The sequence below is a fragment of the Pseudomonas sp. MWU16-30316 genome, assembly GCF_020515645.1.
GTDB classification, from domain to species: domain Bacteria; phylum Pseudomonadota; class Gammaproteobacteria; order Pseudomonadales; family Pseudomonadaceae; genus Aquipseudomonas; species Aquipseudomonas cerasi.
In genome coordinates this window covers 29,518-50,606 of record NZ_JAIZAZ010000011.1, presented here as the reverse complement: position 1 = coordinate 50,606, position 21,089 = coordinate 29,518, and the positions used below count along the sequence as shown (strand labels likewise).

Annotated in this window: 19 protein-coding genes; 12 read left to right on the top strand and 7 right to left on the bottom strand. The window is 55.8% G+C overall.

The annotated features are described in order from the left end of the window. Positions 1-17 precede the first annotated feature (17 nt). The 9 genes from tssJ (at position 18) to LCH65_RS24895 (ending at position 13,067) form a co-directional block, all read left to right on the top strand. Entirely contained in the window at positions 18-773 is a 756-nt protein-coding gene (tssJ, locus tag LCH65_RS24935; RefSeq protein WP_004415260.1) for a type VI secretion system lipoprotein TssJ, read from the top strand. Continuing rightward, positions 770-2,113: a type VI secretion system baseplate subunit TssK gene (tssK, locus tag LCH65_RS24930; protein ID WP_003434831.1), complete on the top strand. Its 1,344-nt coding sequence runs from the start codon at positions 770-772 to the stop codon at positions 2,111-2,113. Before tssJ ends, tssK begins: the two co-directional genes overlap by 4 nt. After that, positions 2,110-2,823: a type IVB secretion system protein IcmH/DotU gene (gene icmH, locus LCH65_RS24925; protein ID WP_003318805.1), complete on the top strand. Its 714-nt coding sequence runs from the start codon at positions 2,110-2,112 to the stop codon at positions 2,821-2,823. Before tssK ends, icmH begins: the two co-directional genes overlap by 4 nt. Positions 2,824-2,853: 30 nt before the next feature. Further along, positions 2,854-6,780: a type VI secretion protein IcmF/TssM N-terminal domain-containing protein gene (locus tag LCH65_RS24920; RefSeq protein WP_044310338.1), complete on the top strand. Its 3,927-nt coding sequence runs from the start codon at positions 2,854-2,856 to the stop codon at positions 6,778-6,780. A 31-nt stretch (positions 6,781-6,811) separates the two neighbouring features. Continuing rightward, positions 6,812-7,735, top strand: coding sequence for a type VI secretion system-associated protein TagF (tagF, locus tag LCH65_RS24915; RefSeq protein WP_003318808.1), 924 nt, complete (start codon positions 6,812-6,814; stop codon positions 7,733-7,735). Further along, positions 7,732-10,224, top strand: a complete 2,493-nt coding sequence (gene tssM, locus LCH65_RS24910; RefSeq protein WP_003434838.1) for a type VI secretion system membrane subunit TssM — start codon at positions 7,732-7,734, stop codon at positions 10,222-10,224. The genes tagF and tssM overlap by 4 nt, the downstream gene beginning before the upstream one ends. 155 nt (positions 10,225-10,379) lie before the next feature. Beyond that, a complete protein-coding gene (locus tag LCH65_RS24905; RefSeq protein WP_003318810.1) occupies positions 10,380-10,898 on the top strand; it encodes a type VI secretion system tube protein Hcp in 519 nt (172 codons plus the stop codon). 92 nt (positions 10,899-10,990) lie between these two features. Beyond that, positions 10,991-12,085: a type VI secretion system protein TssA gene (tssA, locus tag LCH65_RS24900; protein WP_024649545.1), complete on the top strand. Its 1,095-nt coding sequence runs from the start codon at positions 10,991-10,993 to the stop codon at positions 12,083-12,085. Between the two features lie 259 nt (positions 12,086-12,344). Next, a complete protein-coding gene (locus tag LCH65_RS24895; protein WP_226439900.1) occupies positions 12,345-13,067 on the top strand; it encodes a hypothetical protein in 723 nt (240 codons plus the stop codon). Between the two features lie 64 nt (positions 13,068-13,131). Here the strand turns inward: LCH65_RS24895 and LCH65_RS24890 are convergent, their stop codons facing one another. The 7 genes from LCH65_RS24890 to LCH65_RS24860 all read right to left on the bottom strand — a co-directional run bounded on the left by LCH65_RS24890 (position 13,132) and on the right by LCH65_RS24860 (position 17,957). Next, positions 13,132-13,686: an HD domain-containing protein gene (locus LCH65_RS24890; protein WP_122266494.1), complete on the bottom strand. Its 555-nt coding sequence runs from the start codon at positions 13,684-13,686 to the stop codon at positions 13,132-13,134. A gap of 78 nt (positions 13,687-13,764) precedes the next feature. Continuing rightward, positions 13,765-14,874 carry an ADP-ribosylarginine hydrolase Tri1 gene (tri1, locus tag LCH65_RS24885; protein ID WP_226439899.1) on the bottom strand — a complete coding sequence of 370 codons (1,110 nt, stop codon included), beginning with the start codon at positions 14,872-14,874 and terminating at the stop codon, positions 13,765-13,767. Positions 14,875-14,958: 84 nt separating this feature from the next. Continuing rightward, on the bottom strand, positions 14,959-15,222 hold the full coding sequence (locus LCH65_RS24880; RefSeq protein ID WP_226439898.1) for a hypothetical protein: 264 nt from the start codon (positions 15,220-15,222) through the stop codon (positions 14,959-14,961). 347 nt (positions 15,223-15,569) lie between these two features. Then, positions 15,570-15,881, bottom strand: coding sequence for an immunity protein Tsi6 family protein (locus tag LCH65_RS24875; RefSeq protein WP_226439897.1), 312 nt, complete (start codon positions 15,879-15,881; stop codon positions 15,570-15,572). Between the two features lie 71 nt (positions 15,882-15,952). Next, entirely contained in the window at positions 15,953-16,267 is a 315-nt protein-coding gene (locus LCH65_RS24870; RefSeq protein ID WP_226439896.1) for a hypothetical protein, read from the bottom strand. Positions 16,268-16,381: 114 nt separating this feature from the next. Then, positions 16,382-16,939 carry a hypothetical protein gene (locus LCH65_RS24865; protein ID WP_226439895.1) on the bottom strand — a complete coding sequence of 186 codons (558 nt, stop codon included), beginning with the start codon at positions 16,937-16,939 and terminating at the stop codon, positions 16,382-16,384. Between the two features lie 7 nt (positions 16,940-16,946). Beyond that, positions 16,947-17,957 (bottom strand): hypothetical protein, encoded by a 1,011-nt coding sequence (locus LCH65_RS24860; RefSeq protein ID WP_226439894.1) that lies wholly within the window; start codon positions 17,955-17,957, stop codon positions 16,947-16,949. A 186-nt stretch (positions 17,958-18,143) separates the two neighbouring features. Between LCH65_RS24860 and LCH65_RS24855 the strand changes: the two genes are divergently transcribed. The 3 genes from LCH65_RS24855 to LCH65_RS24845 are packed head-to-tail and all read left to right on the top strand — an operon-like array spanning position 18,144 to position 21,089. Next, a complete protein-coding gene (locus LCH65_RS24855) occupies positions 18,144-19,994 on the top strand; it encodes a type VI secretion system tip protein VgrG (RefSeq protein ID WP_226439893.1) in 1,851 nt (616 codons plus the stop codon). Positions 19,995-20,005: 11 nt separating this feature from the next. Then, positions 20,006-20,587, top strand: a complete 582-nt coding sequence (locus tag LCH65_RS24850) for a DcrB-related protein (RefSeq protein ID WP_024692893.1) — start codon at positions 20,006-20,008, stop codon at positions 20,585-20,587. Between the two features lie 34 nt (positions 20,588-20,621). After that, positions 20,622-21,089, top strand: coding sequence for a DUF1795 domain-containing protein (locus LCH65_RS24845; protein WP_003434883.1), 468 nt, complete (start codon positions 20,622-20,624; stop codon positions 21,087-21,089).

Genomic DNA, 21,089 nt, shown 5'->3' with positions numbered 1-21,089 from the left:
CCCATAGGTAAGACGTGATGAATAAAAGACTTCAAGGCAATTGTTCCTCGAAGCCAGCCTTGGCAAGGTGCCTGGCTGTTCTGGCAATGATGATGGCTCTGTCCGCCTGCGGCGTGACAGACCGCGTCGCCAAGCGCATGGATGACACCTGGGCTGGCGACATGATGTTCGGTGACAACGAAAAGGTCATCCTGACCACTGACGGCGGCAACCAGCTCAACCCTGACGAGTACGGTAAACCGCTGTCGGTGGTGGTGCGCGTTTATCAGCTGTCCTCTCTGGAGCGCTTCGAGTCGATCAACGCCGACACCCTCTGGGATGATCCGCAAAAGGCTCTGGGCAACACCCTGGTCGAAAGCCGGGAGCTGATTCTGTTGCCTGGCATGGGCCAGACCGATCAGTGGCCGCTGAACCCGAATGCCTCGTATGTGGGCATCGCGGCGTTCTTCCGCACCGACGTCGACAGCCGCTGGAAGGTCGCGTTCGACGCCAACACGCTGCGCAAGGACGGTATCTGGTTCTCGTCCGACGGCGTGCGTGTGCTGGTGGATAACAACTACATCCTCGCGGTGCGTGGTGTGGACGTGCTGAACAAACTCAAGACTGAAGAGCAGTTCAACAAATCCAATTCGATTCCCGAACAACCCGCCAGTAAAAGTATGACCGAGCGCGCGCAGGACGCAGCTGTCCAGCAGGTTCAGGACTCGGCCGGCAGTGCTGCCAAAAAGGCAGCAGACTCACAATTCAATTCTCTGTTGGAAGGCGCCAAATGAGTAAACAAAGCCGCGTGATGTGGTCGGAAGGCATGTTCCTTTTGCCGCAACATTTCCAATATCAGGATGAGTTTCATCAACATCAGCTTGCTGAGTCGACGCTGCGCTCCACGCCCTTTCACTGGGGCGTGCAAACGCTGGAAGTCGACGTCGAGGCGCTGGCGACAGGCTCCCTGCAACTGAAGCGTCTGAAGCTGGTGTTCCCGGACGGCAGCCTTTACGACGCGCCGCAGCACGACCCGCTGCCCGCCGCCCGCGACCTGAAAAACCTGATCAAAGGCGGAGAAATCAAGGTCTACGCGGCGCTCAAACTGCCTGAGCCCTTTGGCCTGAATTACGTTGAAGACGGCCAGGAACAGAAGAGCGCGCGACGTTTTCGCAAACAGTTCGACACCCTGCCGGACCTCAACGAAGGCGATCTGGAAAACGAAATCACCAGCCTGCGCCTGAACGTGGTGATGCTGGTCGATGGCGACAGTCTGGATGGCTACAGCTACTGCCCGATTGCCCGACTGGCACGCAACAGCATCGGCGGCTTCAACCTGGATGCGCATTTTGTGCACCCGACGCTGCACGTGGGCACCCACGAGACGCTGGTCGGTCTCGGCAGACGTTTGATCAGCGTGCTGCAAGCCAAGAGCAAGGCGCTTTCAGGCCGCCGCCGCGAGCGGGCTGACCAGATCGCCGAGTTCGGCTCCAGCGACGTCACCTTGTTCTGGCTGCTGAATACGGTCAACCGCGCCTACCCGCAACTGGCTCACCTGCTGGCGCATCCACGCCTGCACCCGGAGCGTCTGTATTTGTTTCTGGCGGAACTGGCGGGTGGTTTGCTGACCTTCTCGCTGGACACTCAGCTCACCGACATCCCCGATTACGATCATCAGGACCCGGCGGCCTCGTTGGTCAAGCTCGACGAACTGGTTCGTCTGCTGCTTGAAAACGTGATTCCGAACCAGTGCATCGTCATCAACCTGAGTCAGGTCCGGCCTTCGTACTGGCAGGGCCAGTTGCTGGACCCCCGCCTTACCGAAGCCGACTTTTACATCTCGGTGCATGCCGACATGCCTGGCTCCAGCCTGCTGGAACTGGTGCCACGTGCGTTCAAGGTCGGTTCGCCGGAAGACATCGAAGTGGTGGTCAACAGCGCCATGCCGGGCGTCACGCTGAACCACTCGACGCGTCTGCCAAACGCCATTCCGGTGCGCCTGGACAACCATTACTTCTCCATCGAGCCGCATGGCCGCGTGTATGAACGCATGATGGAGGCCCAGGCCATTTCCTTCTACGCGCCCAGCGCGTTTACCAATCTCAAGCTCGAACTGTTGGCGGTGCTTAAATGACTGAAGCCGTGATGCAAGGTGCCGCTACGGCCGCAACCGAAAAACCTACGCTCAAAGACCTGGTACGTGACTTCATCACCATGGCGCTGATTGTCCGTCGCGGCCGCCAGGCGATCTCGGTCACTGCCTTCGAATCCAGTGTCGATACCTTTTTCGCCAACCTGGAGCGTCAGGCGCGCAGCGCCAATTACAGTGTCGAACAGGTCAAGGACGCCCAGTACGCACTGTGCGCATTCCTCGATGAGAGCGTGCTGCGTTCGGGTGACAACGACATGCGTCGCCACTTCGAAATGGAGCCGTTGCAGTTCCGTTATTTCGGGGTTCACCTGGCGGGCGAAGGCTTCTTCGAGAAAATCGAACTGCTGCGCGCCGACGTGAAAAAGAACCTGGATGTGCTTGAGGTGTATCACCTGTGCCTGGCACTGGGTTTCGAGGGCAAATTCGGGCTGGGTCAGAAGGACCAGTTGCGCTACCTGGCCAACACGCTGGGCCAGGACATCGCACGCTACCGCAAGACGCCAAAGGCGCTGTCGCCTGACTGGGCACTGCCTGACCAGGTGTCGCAAATGCTTCGCCATGAAGTTCCGGTATGGCTTTACCTGGTGCTCATCGCCCTCGTATGCCTGGGTGTCTATCTGACGCTTGACTGGTTGCTGGGCAAAGACGTGGCCGCGTTGGCCGAACAAATCAGCCAACTGTTCAATGCTTGAGTCCCGATCAGGTAACCGAGTCAGGAAGACATGAAGACATTACTGCGCCTGTTAAAAAGTTTCTGGTTCCTGGTCCCGATACTGTGGCTGATCAGCCTGGCTGTCTGCTGGTTTTTCGCCCCAAGGATCAGTTGGCTGCAAGGCTACACGCTCGAAGCGATGGCGATCATCAGCGCCTTCTACCTGCTGCTGATCGTACTGCGCCAATACCGGCGGATTCGCACCGAACACAACCTCGAGAATCTGGTTCAGATCGAAGTTGACCGCTCGCTGAAGTCCACCGGCGAGTTCCGTGATCAGCAGGTGCTGCGCGACCGCCTCAAGCATGCCATTGCCATGCTGCGCACCGATCGTTCGGCAGGTGGTGGCGGCTCCTCGGCGCTCTACGATCTGCCCTGGTATCTGGTCATCGGCATGTCCGCAGCGGGCAAGACCTCGTTGCTGACCCGCTCCGGCCTGTCCGCCAGCATTGCCAGCAGCGCCAATGACACGGAAAGCGGCACCCAGCACTGCGATTGGTACTTCAGCCCTGAAGCCGTGATGATCGACACCGCTGGCCGCTACCTTCGCGACGATCAGTCCGCCAGCGAATTCGCGGCGTTCTTGCGCATGCTCAAAAAGCAGCGCAGCAAGGCCGCCGTCAATGGTCTGGTACTGGTGGTCAGCCTGCCGGAGCTGTTGGCCGCCTCTTCCGCCGAACGAAACGAAATGGGTGCGCGCCTGGTCACGCGCATCGAGGAATACACCGATTGCCTGGACGCCAATCCACCGATCTACCTGATGCTGACCAAGACCGACCAACTGCCCGGCTTCAACCAGGCCTTCGACGGCATGGACCTGAACGAGCGCCAGCAGCCGCTGGGCATGACGTTCGGGCTGAACGAGATCAACACCGAAAGCCTGCGCACGGTGCTCGATCGTAAGCTGGCGAACTTGCAGGCGCATGTCAGTCGCCACGTCGATGCACAGATTATCGCGCTGGGTGCCGATGCCAACAGCGCCCTGCTGAACTTCCCCAACTACTTTGCCGAGCTGTCGACGATCCTCGAGCAGTTCCTGCAGCATTTCGCGCGCAGTAACGTCAACGGTACTCAGTTGTTGCTGCGCGGCCTGTATTTCACCAGCGCCCTGCAAACCGACAAGCAGCTGACACCGGTGTATGAAGACGAGCTGTCAGAGTCGTTCGTCCTGCGGCCGGCGAAGCCATACGGTGCAGTGGAGGAAGAGGAAGAAGAACACCGGAAAATCAGTGATCGCAGTTACTTCATCACCGATACCTTCCGCCGCGTCATTTTCCCTGACCGTGACCTGACCCTGTACCAGTCACGGCATGGCCGCGACCGCTCGATTGGCCCGATCGTCATCGCTGCGGCGCTGTTCGCCGGGCTGGCCTTCATCGGCTGGCAGGCCCTGTCGTTCCAGAAAAACCGCGAGTGGCTGGCCAACATCAGCCAGCAGTTGCGCGAACTGGAGCAGTCCCCGGACCGGGCACAACGCCTTGCCTCGGGCCAGGGCCTGGAGCTGCTGCGCAATCAGCTGGCAACCATCGAGAAATACCGCACCAAGGGCGTACCGCTGCAACTCAGCGGCGGCCTGTACCGTGGCGACGATATCTACTTCGCCACCCAGACCGCTTACTTGCAGCAACTGCGCACCCAGGCGCTGGAGCCGATCACGCTGAAACTGCAATTGCAGATGCGTGAATTCAACGAGTTCGCCAAAACCATGGACCCGCAGTATGGCTTCGGGGCCGCTCCCGCCGGTTCCGACAGCAAAACCGGCAAGGCGCGTGCGCAAGGCCGGAAACTGCTGGACCGTGGCGCTCGCAACGTCGCTGCAGGCCGTCCGACCAGCCTGAGCAGCATTCCGCGCAGCACCGGCGACGTGACCAATCGCCTGACCGGCGCCGCGAGAAACACGGCCAGCCAGACACGCAGCGAGGCCATCGCCGCACTGCGTAACCCGGCCACCGCAAACGATGCGGCCGAGTTGTCGGCCACCACGGGCGGTTTGTCGCTGTCGGAGGAGATGCTCGGACGACTCGATGAACGGCAGGTGGCATCCATCATCGAGTCATACAACGCTCTCAAGCTTTATCTGATTCTGACTCAGCCGACCACGCACCCGGAAACCGAGTTCGTCAACGCGGCGTTGCCGGTGGCCTGGGCGGATATTTCCAGCGAGGCCAATCCGATCAGCGACGACGTCATCGAGGACAACTCGCCGGTCTACGTACAGTTGCTCAAGAACGGCGACGCGCCGGCCATGCCACGCAATGAGCAGTTGATCGACGAGACCCGCAAGAGCCTGAAGTTTTTCATGATCTCCAGTTCGCTGGTGGACCGTGAATACCTGCGCCTGCAACTGGAGTCCAGCCGTCAGTTTCCCGCTATCGGCCTGAATGATCTGGTGCCGATGCCGGGTCGTCAGTTGCTGTACGGTTCGGAAGCCGTGCCTGCGATTTTCACCCGTCAGGGCTGGGAAGAGTTCGTGAAGCCGGAGCTGATCAAGCTGGTGTCCGGCAATCTGCGTAACGAATCGGACTGGGTGCTCGACGGTGAAGGCGGCGACAGCGTGGTGCAGAAAGCCAACTTCGTCCGTGAGTTCATGTCCCGTTACAAGCGTGACTACACGCAGGTCTGGTACACCATGATCGACAGCGTGGGCGTGCGTCGCTTCAGCGACATGGCCAACGCCACGCAGCAGTTGTCATTGCTCAGTGACGTGCGCAATTCGCCGGTCAAGCTGCTGCTCGCCGCCGTCAACGACAACACGCAATGGGACGTCCCTGCTGTTCGCGAGGCGCAACAGACCGGGGTCAAGCGCGACGATGGCTTCTGGGGCAAGGTCACCGGCATCTTCGACAACAAGGAAGCAGCGGCCAGCGTACTGGTCTCGCCGCTGCCTGCGGTGGATGACGGCAGTCTGGCCAAGCGCTTCGAGCCTGTATCGCGGGTTTTCGCCACACAGAATGCCGAAGGCGCCGACAGCACCATCATGGATCGCTACCTGGCAGCACTGCGCAAGCTCAAAGTGCGAATGAACAACATCCAGCGCTCGCAGGATGTCGGCAAGAGCAGCAAGCAGTTGATCAGCGAAACCCTCGAAGGGCAGCCGAGCGAAGTCACCAACGTGCGTAACTACGTTGAAACCACGGTCGATACCAGCCAGGGCGGGCTTTCCACTTCGCTGCAAAGCCTGTTCAGCCTGCCGATTCAGTTCGCCTGGGAAACGCTGCGTGATCCGGCTGGCGAACAGATCGCCAAAGCCTGGGCCAAACAGGTCGCCAAGCCTTGGGAACAGGTCATGGCTCACCGGTACCCGATTGCTGCGGACAGCCGCAACGAGGCCTCGGTGAAAGACCTGCAGCGTTTCGTCGACCCGGAGTCGGGCCTGCTGCCCAACTTCAAACGCAATGAAATCGGCAATCTGTCCGATGGCGAAGGGCTCGGCATGGGCAGCGGTGCCAAGGCGGCGCCGCTGGTCAACCCGAAAATGGTCAGCAACATCGACAAGGCCAGTTCTCTGGGCGAAGTCATCGCCAGCCTCTCGGACCGCGACAACGGTTTCGAGATCATGCTTGAGCCGTCGGCCTACTTCACCGATATCATCTTCACGCTGGATGGCCAGGAGCAGCACTACCGCAACGGCAAGACCAGCTGGAGCCGCTTCTCGTGGCCTGGCACTACCACAGCGCCAGGCGCACGCCTGGATGTAGTCACCCTGTCCGGCGAACGCATTACCGTGTTCGACTACACCGGCCGCTGGGGCCTGCTGCGCATGAACGACAGCGCACGCGTCGCTGACCTTGACGGCATCCAGCAGCGATTCAGCTGGAACACGGCCAAAGGGCCGGTCAGTCTGGTGGTACGCAACTATGGCGGCGTGAAGCTGACCGACCTGGCCAACGTCAAGGCGCTAAGCGCGCTTAACGCAACCGATGGGCGGACCAAGTGAGGATGCACATGCTGGATCTGGAGGGCGGTCGATGATTGGCTGCTTCGGAAAAGTGCCCGCGAGCGCAGATTTCGTCAGCCTGCATGGTGCCAGCGACGATGTCTGCGAGTTCGATGCATGGCTGCAGGGCGCTCTCGCCGACATGCAGCACCGCGAAGACTGGCGCACGCTGTTCGATCGATTGCCCGTGTGCTTTTTCAGCTACCGGGCACGCAGCGGCAACTGGCTGGTGGGCGGTTTGATCAGTTCCAGGGACTCAAGCGCTCGGCGTTATCCGTTCTTCATCTTTCAAACGGTGAAGTCCAGTGACGCCGGGCTGTTTGTGAACCCGTTCACCCTGAGCGAACTGTTCGCCGGGCAGATCAAACCGCTGCTGCACATGGCCGCGCAAGGCGAAAGCACGGCGGTGCTGTTCGAACGCATCAGGGCCTTGCGACCGCTGCAAGGTCAGGATTTCGAACTGTTCAGGCGTGTGCATGAGAAGTTTCTGGTGAACTTCACCCTGCGCGACATTGCGACCTCGCTGGAAAGCTCCTACCCGGAGTTCATCAGCAACGCCGTGCTCACCAGGCTGCAGGCGCTGAGCCGCCCATCGTCCAAGGCACCCGTTGGTATTTCGCTGCCACTGCCGGCAGAACGAGGCTTGAAGAACCCGACAGCCGATCTGTGGGTCAACTGGCTGACACGCATCGAACCGAACAGGGCGGTGCCGCAGATCAGCATTCTGGCGGATGATTTCATGCGCCCCCGGCTGTTCTGCTTTGCATCCCGCAACACCTCCGGCGTGTACCGGGTGGTGACGGGCGTGAGTGAGCATTCGGAGAGTTATGACGTACTGGCACCCTTCGACGCGTTCGACGAACACCACCGAGGCCATGTGTTTCCAGACATTGACCGCCCTCTTTATGACGTTATCGACCGCTTTGTCGATGTGCTGGATTTGAAGCCCGTATGAACAAGATCAAATACTACTTTTTGCGCTACCAGCCCTACGTTCTAGGGGTCTGTTTTTTCCTGGCGATCTTTATCGTCTGGAGCATCGGCCGTGCCCTGGGCTTCAGCTCGATGAACAGCCTGCTGACGGGGATCGGCCTGTTTCTGCTGTTGTCGGCAGCCTATGTGCTGTTGCTGTATCGAGGCGTATCACAGCACCAGAACCTGGAAGGCCTGCTGCGTGACGACGCCGACCAGGCGGTGCTCAACGCCAGCCCGGCGGACCGTGAAGAGGTCAGCCTGCTGCGCGAGCGCCTGCTGCAAAGCCTCGAGCGCCTGCAGAGCAACAAGCCGAACGGCAGCAACTCCAAGGACGCGCTATACGCCCTGCCCTGGTATCTGGTGGTCGGTCAGCCCGCAGCGGGCAAAAGCACCATGCTCTATCAGTCGGGCCTCAACTTCCCCTACGCAGAACGCGAAGGCGCACGCGTGGCCGGGTTGGGTGGCACGCGCAATTGTGACTGGTTCTTCAGCTCGGAAGCCGTGCTGCTGGACACGGCCGGTCGCTACATGAACGATCAGGAAGAAGCCGGCAAATGGCGCGCCTTTCTGCAATTGCTGCGTCAGCACCGCCAGCGCAGACCGCTCAACGGCCTGATTGTCACCGTCAGCATTCATGACATCCTGCAGTCCTCGGTGGAGGACCAGGAGCGCATCGCCAAGCGCCTGCGCGAGCGCATCCAGGAAACCCACGCGCTGCTGGAAGTGCGTCTGCCGGTGTATCTGGTGTTTACCAAGTGCGACCTGGTCCCGGGCTTCGTGCCGTTCTATCGCCAGCTTGACGATGTGGCGCGTGGCGAAGTGATGGGCAAGACCTTCCCGCACAAGGGCTTCGAGCAAGCCGACTGGGGCCAGCGCTTCGGTGTGGCGATGGAAGAACTGATCAATTACTGGAAACAGATCGCCAACCAGCAACTGGTGCTTCAGGACATCCAGGTCACTCGTCAGGACACTGCGGTGTATCGCTTCCCACTGGAGCTGGAAGCCTTGAAACCGCGCCTGCTCCTGTTCGTCGATGCTCTGCTGCGCGCTAACCCGTATCAAAGCGCCGAGATGCTGCGCGGCTTCTACTTCACCAGCGCACTGGACGCCGATCAGCCCGAGATGGGCGGTCATACCCGCCAGGTCACCGAACGATTCCAGCTGGAAAGCGAGCAGGAAGCTGTCGATGGCAATGTCCAGCCGCACCCGCTGTTCATCAACAGCCTGTTCCGCAAGGTGATCATCCCCGATCAGCATCTGGTGGCGCTGTACACCACCAACCACCGAGAGCGTCGTCGCAAGGCCGCCTGGATCGGTGGCGCAAGCCTTGTCGCGTTGCTGCTATGCAGTCTGTGGGGCTGGTCGTACTGGAACAACAAGGACAACATCCAGTCCATCTCCAGCGAACTCGCTCAGGCCGCAGCCGAGGACAGCAAGGCCACCGGGCAGTACACCGAGTGGCAAACGCTGGATCGCATGCGCTTCTGGACTTCGCTTTACTACGATCGTCATCACGACGAAGGCGTACCACTGCGCTTGCGCCTGGGTCTTTACCGGGGCTATGACGTCGAGCCGCTGCTGCGCACGCGTTACTTCAACCGTCTGGAAACGGTGATGCTCAAACCGACCGCAGACAACCTGACGCGCTCGCTTTACCTGCTGACCACCATCAAGGTCTACCAGCGTAATGCCAAGGACCTGATGCCGGTCACCGGCGTCGACAGTGTAGAGCCCAAGGCGCTGCCGCCGGATAACCGCGCGCAATCCATCGCTGCCTTCGGCAAGGCCACGCTGGACACTTACGTGATGTTGTCGCGCGCCCAGCGTGAAAAGGCTGACCCAGCGTTCCTGAAAGCGAAGATGCCTGATTACTGGTACCCGGCCATCGCGCGTCAGACCGGCAAGACCATCACCGCGAATGCCGAGGCAGGCTCCAATCAGGATTACGAGTACGCCAGCCGACAGATCAACTTCTACAGCGATCAGATTCACGAACTGGACGTGCCGCGGATTCTCGACAACGCATTTCTGACATCCAGTTCGCGTAATTACATCAACAGCCTGTTGACGCAGTCGTTGAAGGCTATCGAAACGATAACGCTGGAATCGGACACGCTGTTTGCCTTTGGTCGTGCCGATTTCCAGAGCCTTAAAACCGAAGGTCAAAATCAGTTGAGCGCGATCGCCGGCAAGCTGTTGAGCACACCGAACATCGGCAAGATCGTGATTGCAGGTCACGCTGACCAGTTGGGCGACCCGCAGAGCAACATGCAGGTGTCCAAACAGCGCGCGCAGACCATCAAGACTTACCTGGTCGGCAAGGGCGTGCCCGCCGAGCTGGTGGACGCGGTTGGTGAAGGCAGCGAGAAGCCTCTGGTCAAATGCGATATGCAGCAACCCAGAGCTCAGCTGATTCAGTGCCTTGAGCCGAATCGACGCGTGGAGATCGAAGTACGCGCGCTCAATTGATCGCGCGTTGGCGAGCAAACCGAAGCCCGGGTTGTCCATATGAGACCTTGGCCGTGGCAAGAGAACCTTTCTTGATCGTTTCAGGAAGGTTAATCAAAAGGGCCGTGTTCTGTCCGCAGACGCCACGGCTTTAAATGAAGAAGGAGAAGCAGAAAATGGCATTTGACGCATACATCCAAATCGACGGCATCCCAGGCGAAGTTCTGGACGACAAGCACAAGGACTGGATCGAAGTGTTGGGCTACGAGTTCGGCGCTACCCAGGCCACCTCGGCGACCGCAAGCTCTTCGGGCGGTGCTTCGTCCGAGCGCGTTGCACTGAGCGACTTCAGCATCCGCAAGTCTGTGGACAAGGCTTCCGCCAAGCTGTTCGAAGCGTGCTGCAAGGGCACTCACATCGCCAAGATCCAGCTGAACGTCAACCGTGCAGGCGGCGACAAGCTGACCTACCTGACCATCAACCTGGAAGAAGTGGTTGTGTCTTCCGTGAAGGCGGTTGCTGGCGGTAGCCAGAAAGGCGAAGACAACGCAGTCAGCGATCTGCCGATTGAAGAAATCAGCTTCAACTTCGCTCGCATCAAGACCACCTACACCCAGCAGAGCCGTTCCGATGGCCAGGGTGGCGGTAACGTCACTGGCGGCTGGGACCGCACTGCGAACAAAGTATTCGCATAAGTCCGTGACACATCGGGTCGCGCAAGCGGCCCGTCTTCAACACCGTGTCTGCCCAGGCACGGTGTTCTTTTATCCTCTGATCAGAGTTGACTATGTCTGAATTTCTCAACGACCTTTCGCTTGCCGATCTGACGGCACCCATCAACGGGGGAAGTGGCGAGGACCTGAGCTTTTCCACCCTGTTCGATCAGGTCAAGGAAGCTCGTCGAGCAGACCCCGACTACCTCACCCAAGGTGACTGGCAAACCGATCTCAAGTCCTCGGACTGGGAGCAGACCATCACGTTGGCCGCACAGGGCCTTGCCGAACAAAGCAAGGACCTGATGCTCGTCGCCTGGCTCAGCGAAGCCCTGGCGCACAAATACCACTTCGTCGGCATCACCTTCGGCCTAACCGTGGCCGAGCGGATCCTGCAAACTTTCTGGGACGATCTGTACCCATCCTTAGAGGATGGCGTAGAAGAACGTGCCGCCCGCCTGGCCTGGCTGAAAACCACACTGACCGAAGTCGTCGGCGGGCTGCCGATCACCCAGGGGCAGAACTTTGGCCTGTTGCGCTACGACGAGTCGCGCCACGTTGAAAACCTCGCGCTGCAAAACCCCAAGGCCATGCAGTCCGCTGTTGAAGAAGGCAAGATCAACGCCGAAATCTTCCAGCGCTCGGTGGTCCTGACCGACTCGGACCACTTGCGCCTCAAGGCCAGCGAAATCGCCGCCAGCCTGTACGCCTGTCAGCAGCTCCAGGCCACTGCCGACACGCTGTTCGGCCGCGACGCGCCGAGCCTCGTCACCCTCAGCGACATCCTGCAACGCGCCGGGCAACTGACCGAGAAACTGCTCAAGGACCGCGGCATCGAACTGAGCCCTGCCCCCGCCGCCGCTCAGGCCGCCCCCGAAACCGTCGTCGACCAACCCGCAGGTGCCGTAATGACCCAGGCCAGCCAGGACAGCGCGTCCGCACCACTGCGCACCACCCCGACCACACGCGACGAAGCCTTCACCATGCTCGCCGGCATCGCGCAGTTCTTCAAAAACACCGAGCCGCAAAGCCCCGTCCCGTACCTCATCGAGCGCGCCATCAAGTGGGGCAACATGCCGCTGGAAGGCTGGCTGAACGACGTCATCAAGGACAGCAACGTCGTGGACAGCATTCGCGATGTGCTGGGCACGAAAGAGCCTAAACAGTAAGGGCGATCTGGTGGATCGGTCTGTATGAAGGTGCGTACAGACCGTCGGGAAATTTACACCTTCATGTAACTCGACGAAATTCTCGAGAATCGTAATCGCTGGTGGCTGGTGGCTGGTGGCTGGGCAGGTTGTTCAAGTGGCTTGCTTCCTGGCGCAGGTCTTCGACACCTGACGAAACTAGCTGGCTCGCGCAACACTCCGCGATCAACTCCGGCGCAGACAAAAAAGACAGAAAGCGCAGCCAAGGAATAACGACCCAGTGAGCACCGTATACGATCCAGACGCCAGAACAGTCAAGCATGCATCGGTAGTGATATTTTTAATGACCGTGACCCTTGGCATCATAGGTCCGTTAAGCTTTTCGGGGGGCTGGTGGATTTATGGATGTGCATCGTTGGCGGCGTTTATTTACATGCTTTATATACGATACACGTGTGAGCGCTACACGTTGTTTGCCTCTAGCTATTTCATGCTGTTGATTTTCCTCCTTGCATTTGCACCCGCGTGTGTCGGCTACACGGTTGTTACGGATGATTTAGGCGGCACTGCATTCGCGGGAGGGCTTGCCACGTTATTCATATTAACTTCTGTCACATTGGTTTATTTCTTTATCTATCTGACACCGGCGAAAGAATTTCCATTCGAGCTATCTGGAAACAGGGTCTCTTTCAGTCCCACTGATACATCCAGCCTCAAGTTGGGCGTTATCGCAGGTTGTGGAACGCTGCTCGCGTCCGGTGTTATCCGATCTGTTACACCGCTTACCACAGGCATTCTTATTATTCTGCTATTTTTATTCGGGTGTATTTTCATCCTCATTCACTCCCGTCATCTTATTAGAGGCCTGCGTACCCTCCGCACCCAAGAGAAAGCCATGCTCGCTCCCTATACGTTCATGCAAATCGATGAAATTCGCGAAGCCCGCAGTCGTTGGTGGCTGAGCAGGTTTTTCAAATGGTTCTCGTCTCGGCACAAATCGTAGAGTGCGTGACTCTCGATGATTGCTACATGGCCCTATTTATCGAAATGGAAAGCCCGCTCATTACTCAGCCTTCAAAGCCATCAACATAAAGCGCCTCATAACGCGCCATCGTATCGGTGAGCCGCTGCCGCAGATACCCGTTCGCATGCCCCAAGGCAGCCAGGATCTGCGCCGACTCCACCAGATAAGACGCTCGCTTTGCCTTCTTCCAGGTGGACGGCGCTGACTGAAGATTGGTGATGCGATCACACAACTTGACCGACGCAGCTTCTTTGGAATGACTGGCGATCCCGGCGAAATAAAGCGCTTCGGAAAAAGGCACGATCAGGTTCTTGCTCAGGCACGCCACGGCTGAGGCGACCTCCACACCGAACGCTTCAGCCAACTCATCCTGAGTCACCGGCGTATCCTCCAGCACGTCGTGCAGCAACGCTGTAGGCAAGGCTATCTCAAGCGCGCCCACGGACTCTTCGCGATGGGCAAAGATCAACTCGTTGGCAACCATCGCCACGTGGGTGGTGTAAGGAAGGTCCAAGCCTGTCATTTTTTGGCCTACGTGGGCATGGGATGCGAATAGCCAGGCTTTGTTGTAGAGCTGTTGCGGACACGGTTTGGGCATGTGGGTCAGATTCCTTGAGACGCGATAAAAATCAGGGATCGCGGGCTGACCCTCAGAGAGAGTACGCGCGCTTCCCTATCAATCGCCGATAGACTCGTCCAAAGGGTCGTGCAGCGGCGCACGCTCGAACAACTGTTGGGCCAGCCCCTGAATATGCTCGGACCATGCAACGTTCTTGACCCATTCCTCAGGCATGCCTGACACCCCATAAAGCGCGCCTGCGATTTGTCCGGCGGTGGCGGCTACGCTGTCGGCATCATCAGCCAGATTGGCAGCCAGCAGGATGGCGTCTTTGAAATTGTCGGTATTCCATACAGCCCACAGAGCTGCTTCGAGTGTGTCGATGACATAGCCGGAGGAGCGGATCTGGTCGCGGTTTTTTTCTTTGTATTCGCCAACGTTGATGATCAAAGCTCGCGGTCGTAACGGGCGAATCATCGGAGAAAGAGTTTCTTCTTTGTCTGCGCCGTTAAGGGCGAGATGCAGCTGTGCGCCGAGCAGTCTGCAACAACTGATGGCCTCTAGTGCTCGATGCGTGCATTGACTTTGGGCGGCACTATCACGCCAAGTAGCTGAGAGCGAATGTCGACAAAATATCGCAGTCGGGGCCAAGCGAATTATTGAGCCATTACCAGCGGTGGATGGAGCAGCATTTCCATACCAAATGCCGCCATTCTTCAGTCTTTCTTCGATCGCAGTTCGAGTAGCATTGCCGATATCAAAACACTTACCGTTGTGGCTGTTTTCGCCATTTATGTACCAGCGGCCCATTCTCTCTGCGTAATCGATAAGGTCGAAATTGCCCTTCGCAAGATAAGTATCTGCGAGGCAGAGAGCCATGCTTGTGTCATCGGTCCACTCACCGGCATTGAGTTTGAAAGGTCCGCCACCCACCATGTCATGGACATGGCTACGATCACGGGGCAAAAATTCCAGTGTTGTACCGACGGCATCACCTATGGCCAGCCCGAGCAGGCACCCTTTTGCACGATCCAGCGCCTTTGCTTCGGTGAGGGTACACGTCCGTGACGCTATCCAGCCGGGCTTCTCTACAGGCAACCTTGGTGCGTCAGCCTGCAGCATATAATCCATACGTTGGAGCAACTGCGCAGATGGCGGAGGCAGCAGGTGATCGTAGCGCTCAACATATCGATCGAGGGTTTCGTTAGAGCTTCTCAAGTCAATCATGGGTCCTTCCAGAATAATTTCTCAAGGTGTAGAGCAGTATGGAAGCTGCTACCGGATGCCCGAGTCTATACCGCTTGTTAGCGGCTAAATAGCCGTTCCCCGCTTTACTCCTGGCTTCTGGATCAAAAGATCATCCCGCTCTCTCCTGCGGCATGTCATGGCGAAAGCATCCGCAACCTTCAGGTCTGCCTGGAAGAGATCGAAACTGGTTTTGTCGATTTCGTAGTACTCCTCGTAATCGACCAAGCCATTGCTCACCGGGAATGATAAATAAAAACGGCCGGAGGTTTCTTCGATGCCCAAGGAAAACATGAGATCGCGACTTACGAAACTATCTTTAAAACCCATATTGTCTCTCGAAATCGTCCTCGATGCACCGAATTGAAATGGACCAATACCTCCTCACTCACGATACAAGACCCTGTAGGAAGTTTAACTTTCAATCCGTTGGCAGACTGGAAAGTAATATAACTGACTTCCATTATTGCTGGCGCCAGTTCGTAGTCAGTGCCTTCGAATTCGTTTGCCCCGGTTGCGCCCTTCATGTCTCGCTCCATTTCCAGACGGCGTGGCAGTGGAGCCTCTCAGCCATTCGACGCGATCCTGGGCGCTCCGCGGCATGAATTAGCTCCGGCCTTGCGAACGATTTGTTCAAAACTTTCAGCGCTCAGAATAGGCATACTGAGCTCGATTGCTCAAGGACACCATGTACCTTTGGGAAGCTGAATTTTCAGTCCGTTTGCTGACTGATTCGCGATGTAATAAACATCCATCAAGGCTCGCGCTAGCTCATGATCTGTTTCTTCGAATTCCTTGGCTGCAAGGGCACCGATGGAAAGTTTATGAAGTCTGGATTTGTCCTTTTCAATACCCTCAAAGACGGCTTTTATGTAGAGAAGTTGATTTAGAACTGTCGTATAGACTGGAAACGCAGGATGGCGGACTGTACGCTCTTTGATTAGGGCGATAGCGTGATTTATAAACTCCATAGCGGTTTTGAATTCCATAAACGACCCATGCCAAACAGTCTAAACTGGTCGAAAACCTAACACATAAACATATCTCTCTGATAGGACTTTCAGTCCTTAGCCATTTTGGCCGCCAACATTTTGTAAGCTTCCGTTTCTCGCGCCTCTATGAATTCTATATAGAAATTCGTGTACGCAGCCTCTAAATCCTTATATGACTGTAAACGTGTCTCAGTGAAAAGACTGTAACCTGGAATATCTCGTGGTTCCACAAGTTTTGTAATTTGGCCGCGTTTCGCGAGATCAAGCAGACCGCCAAGCTCAGACAGCAATATTGATGCCGCTGCATCAATATCCCTGTAAAACTCAATTAGCTTCCGAAGCTTTTCTGCTGCTGTTTTAAAGCATCGACGTTCATTACTCACCCAGTTTTCAATTATCCCAACGAGCCAAGCTTGGCACCTGGGCTTACCAAACACTGAAGGTAAAACAGCCCAAATATTTTAACCATCAATTAAAAGCGCGCCACAATTCAAACTCTACCGTCCATCCACCTGTACACAATACTCTTGATCGCCAACCATTTTGCAAGGCCAATGATCATTGATATAGCGCGTAGGCTTGAAGCAAACCCGCTCATCGTTCACCCAAAATAATTGCCATGCCGAACCAGAAATAAGCAGTTTAGGACAAGGCGTGTAGTCTTTAGCAAGTAGCATGATCGTGGTTAGTATAATTATAGCGGGCACAACATAGATTATTATCTTGACAGAAAGGTAGAGCATCAAGCTTTGAAATCGATGCAAGAAAGAGTTGCTGGGAGGGTCAAATTTCTTTCCTGTCCATATTGCTATAGCGCCTCCAACTGCGATGAGCAACACGGTCGGCGGAACCATTAGCAGGGCAAAGGCAAGGTAAGGAGTTTCTACGACAGGTGCATTTCTGTATAGGCGCCCATACAAAGGCAGCACATGTTCCCAAATCCAGTAAATTGAAAACACACCGACCAACGACATAAAAAAAACGAATATCGCCGCCCCCACTCTGAACAAAATAGGTGACACAGAACGCACCTCCACATTTAAACCATTGCTCATAAAAATTCTAAAACCTTGGAAGTTTGAAATTTGAGAAATTAGGCAATTCAGGAGCATTAGGCCAATTTGGAAGAGGTAACTCGCCAGGCTGAATTTTTTTTAGAATCCACGATTTAGTCTCGTCGACTGCCGTATCCATCAATTTCTGTATAATGCTCGTCGCCAACTCTTCTGTATAAACCTGCAAATCTTTCGCGCTTATTTTTGAGAGCTTCTCGTGTAGCTCAGCTACGTTATCCACTGCATAGCGCATCCCCGACTTCACACTACTTTTTATATTATACCGGTTATCCAATTCGTTTAAGCCAATCCCAACGACCAATACAACTATGGCTACCGTTACCACGGGCAGTGCTGCTGTTACGAAAAAGGCTCCGGCCGCCACTCCAGCGGCATATCCTATCGCAGTCGCTATACCCGCCTTTATAAGTTCGACACCGACTCCGGCGAACAAATCAGACCATACGCGCTCATCGTTGAATACCCACTCTAGCACCTCAATAATAACGGCTACATAGCAAGATATTTTAAACCCCTTGATTACACCTTTTTGTAAGCCGTACCTACCTATGCCCATCTCGACAAGCTGAGCATTCCGTATCCCGTAGCGTGTTCCATTCAGTCGTCTTCTAAGGCCTGGATAACCGGTAATTACGACATATTCCTTTCCATTCTTTACCGAAATGCGCACCTTGGTCCCAAACCCGCCGATATCACTTAGCAAGCGAGTTATATTGTAAGCATCATACGCCCCCAGAGCGGAAGGCACTGCCCAAGTCGTATTGACTAAAGGATGTAATGTTGCATTGTATATAGACTGAGTGCCCCCCCGTAGGCCGTCCAACATACTAGGTTGAGTTCGTGGGCAAACCTGTGGTTGCTGCGTGCCGAGGCCATAGGATGCATTACGCTCCATTACCAGCATGTTGGCGTGCTCTATGCCTAACACAACCATCTCACGCTGATTTTGATCTACCTCGTGACCTAGCTGATCGAGCTGGGTATCACTCAAGCTCATGGCGTACTCCCTGTATCTATAGGCTGTTAGCTCCCGCGGGGGTAGCATCAGACCCTGAGGGTGCACCGAGAAGAAAATAAAATCAAATGGGCATAAGGCCATCATTTATCGGATGACTTGACTTGACAAATGACTTTTAAGCAGGTTCCATCTTAGATTTAATGCCAATTTTGCAGGAGGCAGCTAGTGATTTCGGATCTCATTGGGCAATTTGCAGCTCAGAATAATAGACTCATCACATTCGACTCGCCTCTGCCTCCTGAGCAGGAGCTTGTTCTTGAAAGCTTCAGTGGCGAAGAAGGGCTTTCAATCCTGTTCGAATATGAGCTTCAATTGCTATCCAGCGATGCGAAAATCGAGCTTAAAAAGTTAATTGGCAAAAAAGTCTCGATGGAAATAACCTTGGCTGATGGTGGTACGAAAGTGATCAGTGGACACTGCTCACATTTCAACCATGCTGGCGCCAATGGCGGGATCGCTAATTATGCAGCGACCGTAGTACCTTGGTTGTGGATACTCAGTCGTCGACGAGACTCACGTATCTTTCAAGACAAAACTGTCGAAGATATAATCAGAGAAGTATTTGCCTATTACCTTTCTTTGGCCGACTATGAGTTTCGCCTAAGTCGATCATTGAAGCCAATTAGCTATTGTACGCAATACCAAGAGTCGGACCTTAATTTTGTACTCAGACTTCTTCAACAGGAGGGACTCTTCTTCAATTTTGAGCATCGTAAGGATGGGCACAAATTAGTTGTCTTTGACGATAGTCTGAATTTCGAGCCACTGCCGGGGCAGCCGTCGATCCGTTATCATACAGCATCGGTAACTGAAGAATCTGACTCTATCACTGAATGGTCATCCCAGCGAGCCCTTCACTCGACACGGCTGTCGTTAAAATCTTTCGATTACAAACAGCCTGGGTTTTCCAACCAAGTACAGCTTGAGACCTTAGCCAAGCAGGGGGATGTTGGAGAGTACGAAGTTTTTGAATACGAGGGACTTTACGGTTATTCAGATCCACAGCATGGGCAACAAATTGCTCGCAATCGGCTTGAAGCCATGGAAGTTCTGGGCAAAACCTTTCAAGGTAGGAGCAACTGTCGTGCGATGCAGCCGGGTTATTATTTCGAACTTACTCAACACTATGATCACGACAATGGGTCTGTTGAAGACCGGCAATTTCTATTGTTAAGCGTAAAACATTCAGGCCGAAACAACTACTCCGGCTCAGGAGAAGCTTTTTACCAGAACCAATTTATTTGCATTCGCCGCAAAATTCCGTTCAAGCCTCCGCTAACCACACCACGAGCTTTGATAGGCGGCCCCCAAACCGCCATCGTCGTCGGCCCCCCAGGCGAAGAAATCTACACCGACGAAATGGGCCGTGTAAAAGTGCAGTTCCACTGGGATCGCTACGGCAAGTTTGACGACAAAAGCTCCTGCTGGGTCCGCGTCGCTCAATCCGGCGCAAGTGGCGGTTTTGGTAGCATTCAGATCCCGCGCGTCGGTGACGAGGTGGTGGTCGTTTTCCTTGATGGCAACCCTGACCGTCCGCTCGTCATGGGCAGTCTGTACAACAGCCAGAACACGCCGCCGTGGTCGTTGCCTGCCAACAAGACCCAAAGCGGTTTCCTGACGCGTTCGGCCAAGGGTGATGGCGGTACAGCCAACTTCTTCCGCTTCGAAGACAAGGCCGGTGCTGAACAGGTGATCGTGCATGCCGAGCGCAACATGGACACCGAGATCGAGCTGGATGAAAAGCACGAGGTGGGCAATAACCGCAAGGTGACGGTCGGCGGCACGAATACGGAAATCATCCAGAAAGATACTGTGACGAACGTGCAGCAGGGGTCGTTTACGCTAAAGGTCGACAACCAATTCATTCAGGTGGATGCCAAGCAGTACATCCTTCTCAAAGTGGGCGATAGCAGCATCTCGATCACTCCGGAAGGCATCCAGATAAAAGGCAAAGTGATCAATGTTCTTGGCGAGAGCACCTTCGTCAAAGGTGACCGAGTCGACATCAACAAGTGAGAACGCAGGGCATGGAACGAACAAGTCTCTACGACCGTATTTCCGCAAAACGTATTGCGGATGAGGAGGCAGCACGCAAGGCGGCGCTGGAAGCTCCGGTCGTTGAAGCTGTCCCCGAGCCTGAGCCAGAACCGATCACGCCATTGCAGGACGTGCCCAGCAGTTTCAATTTTGGTGGCTTTAATCTGGCCTTTCCTGACGGCGTCCTGTTTCGTGATGTCCAGGTTACGCTTGAGTACAAAGGCGAGCCGCTCATGTTGTCTGTCAAACGCAGAGACGTAATGCAGGGTGAGGCGCTGGAAGCACTTTTCGAAAGCTCGGTGCAGACCTTTCGTGAGCGCGACCCTCAACTCCGTATTATTCGTCGGCGGGACTGCACCTTGGTGGGCTGCACTGCGAAAGCGCTGGATTTCCACTTCAAAGAAGGCAGCGCAGAACAACACGCACGACTGGTAGGTGCGCTTGTTCCGCTTGCCGGAAAGGATGTGCTGCAGTGGTTGGAAATTTCTTGCCTGATCGATCCGACCAAGCCGGACCTCAGCCTCTGGCTGGCGGATTTCGATAGCATGCTGGGCGGTCTCGCCGCACAGTGATTGTTTCTTTTTTGATTTCAGGAATTCTTATCACATGGACTACGAGTTGCACGAAGGCAGTATCAAGCTGCCAGAGGGATTTCAGGACCGCACAGTGAACATGTTCGTGATGGGCTCGACGCTGCCTGCCCCGCTGAGCATTACGGTCTCCAGAGACACTCTGCTACCTTCCGAGCACCTGAAAACCTATGTTGATCGCCAGGTCAAAATGCTTTCGTCCAAGCTGCGCGGTTACACGCTGCTGAACAGAAAAGCAGTTTCGCTATCGACCGTGGCCCCTCTCGAAGGTATTCAGATCGACGCGTATTACATGACCGAAGGGCGTCCTTACTATCAACGTCAGGCGGCGTTTCTGATCGAGCCTGAGCGCGCGATCGTATTCTCGACCACGTCCCAGACGGACTTCAGTGTCGAGCAGACCCAGGATTGGGAAAACTTGTTGGCCAGTTTCCAGCCTCGCGTGTCTGATACCTCTCCAGCCAACGGTAGCGAACAGGAGTAA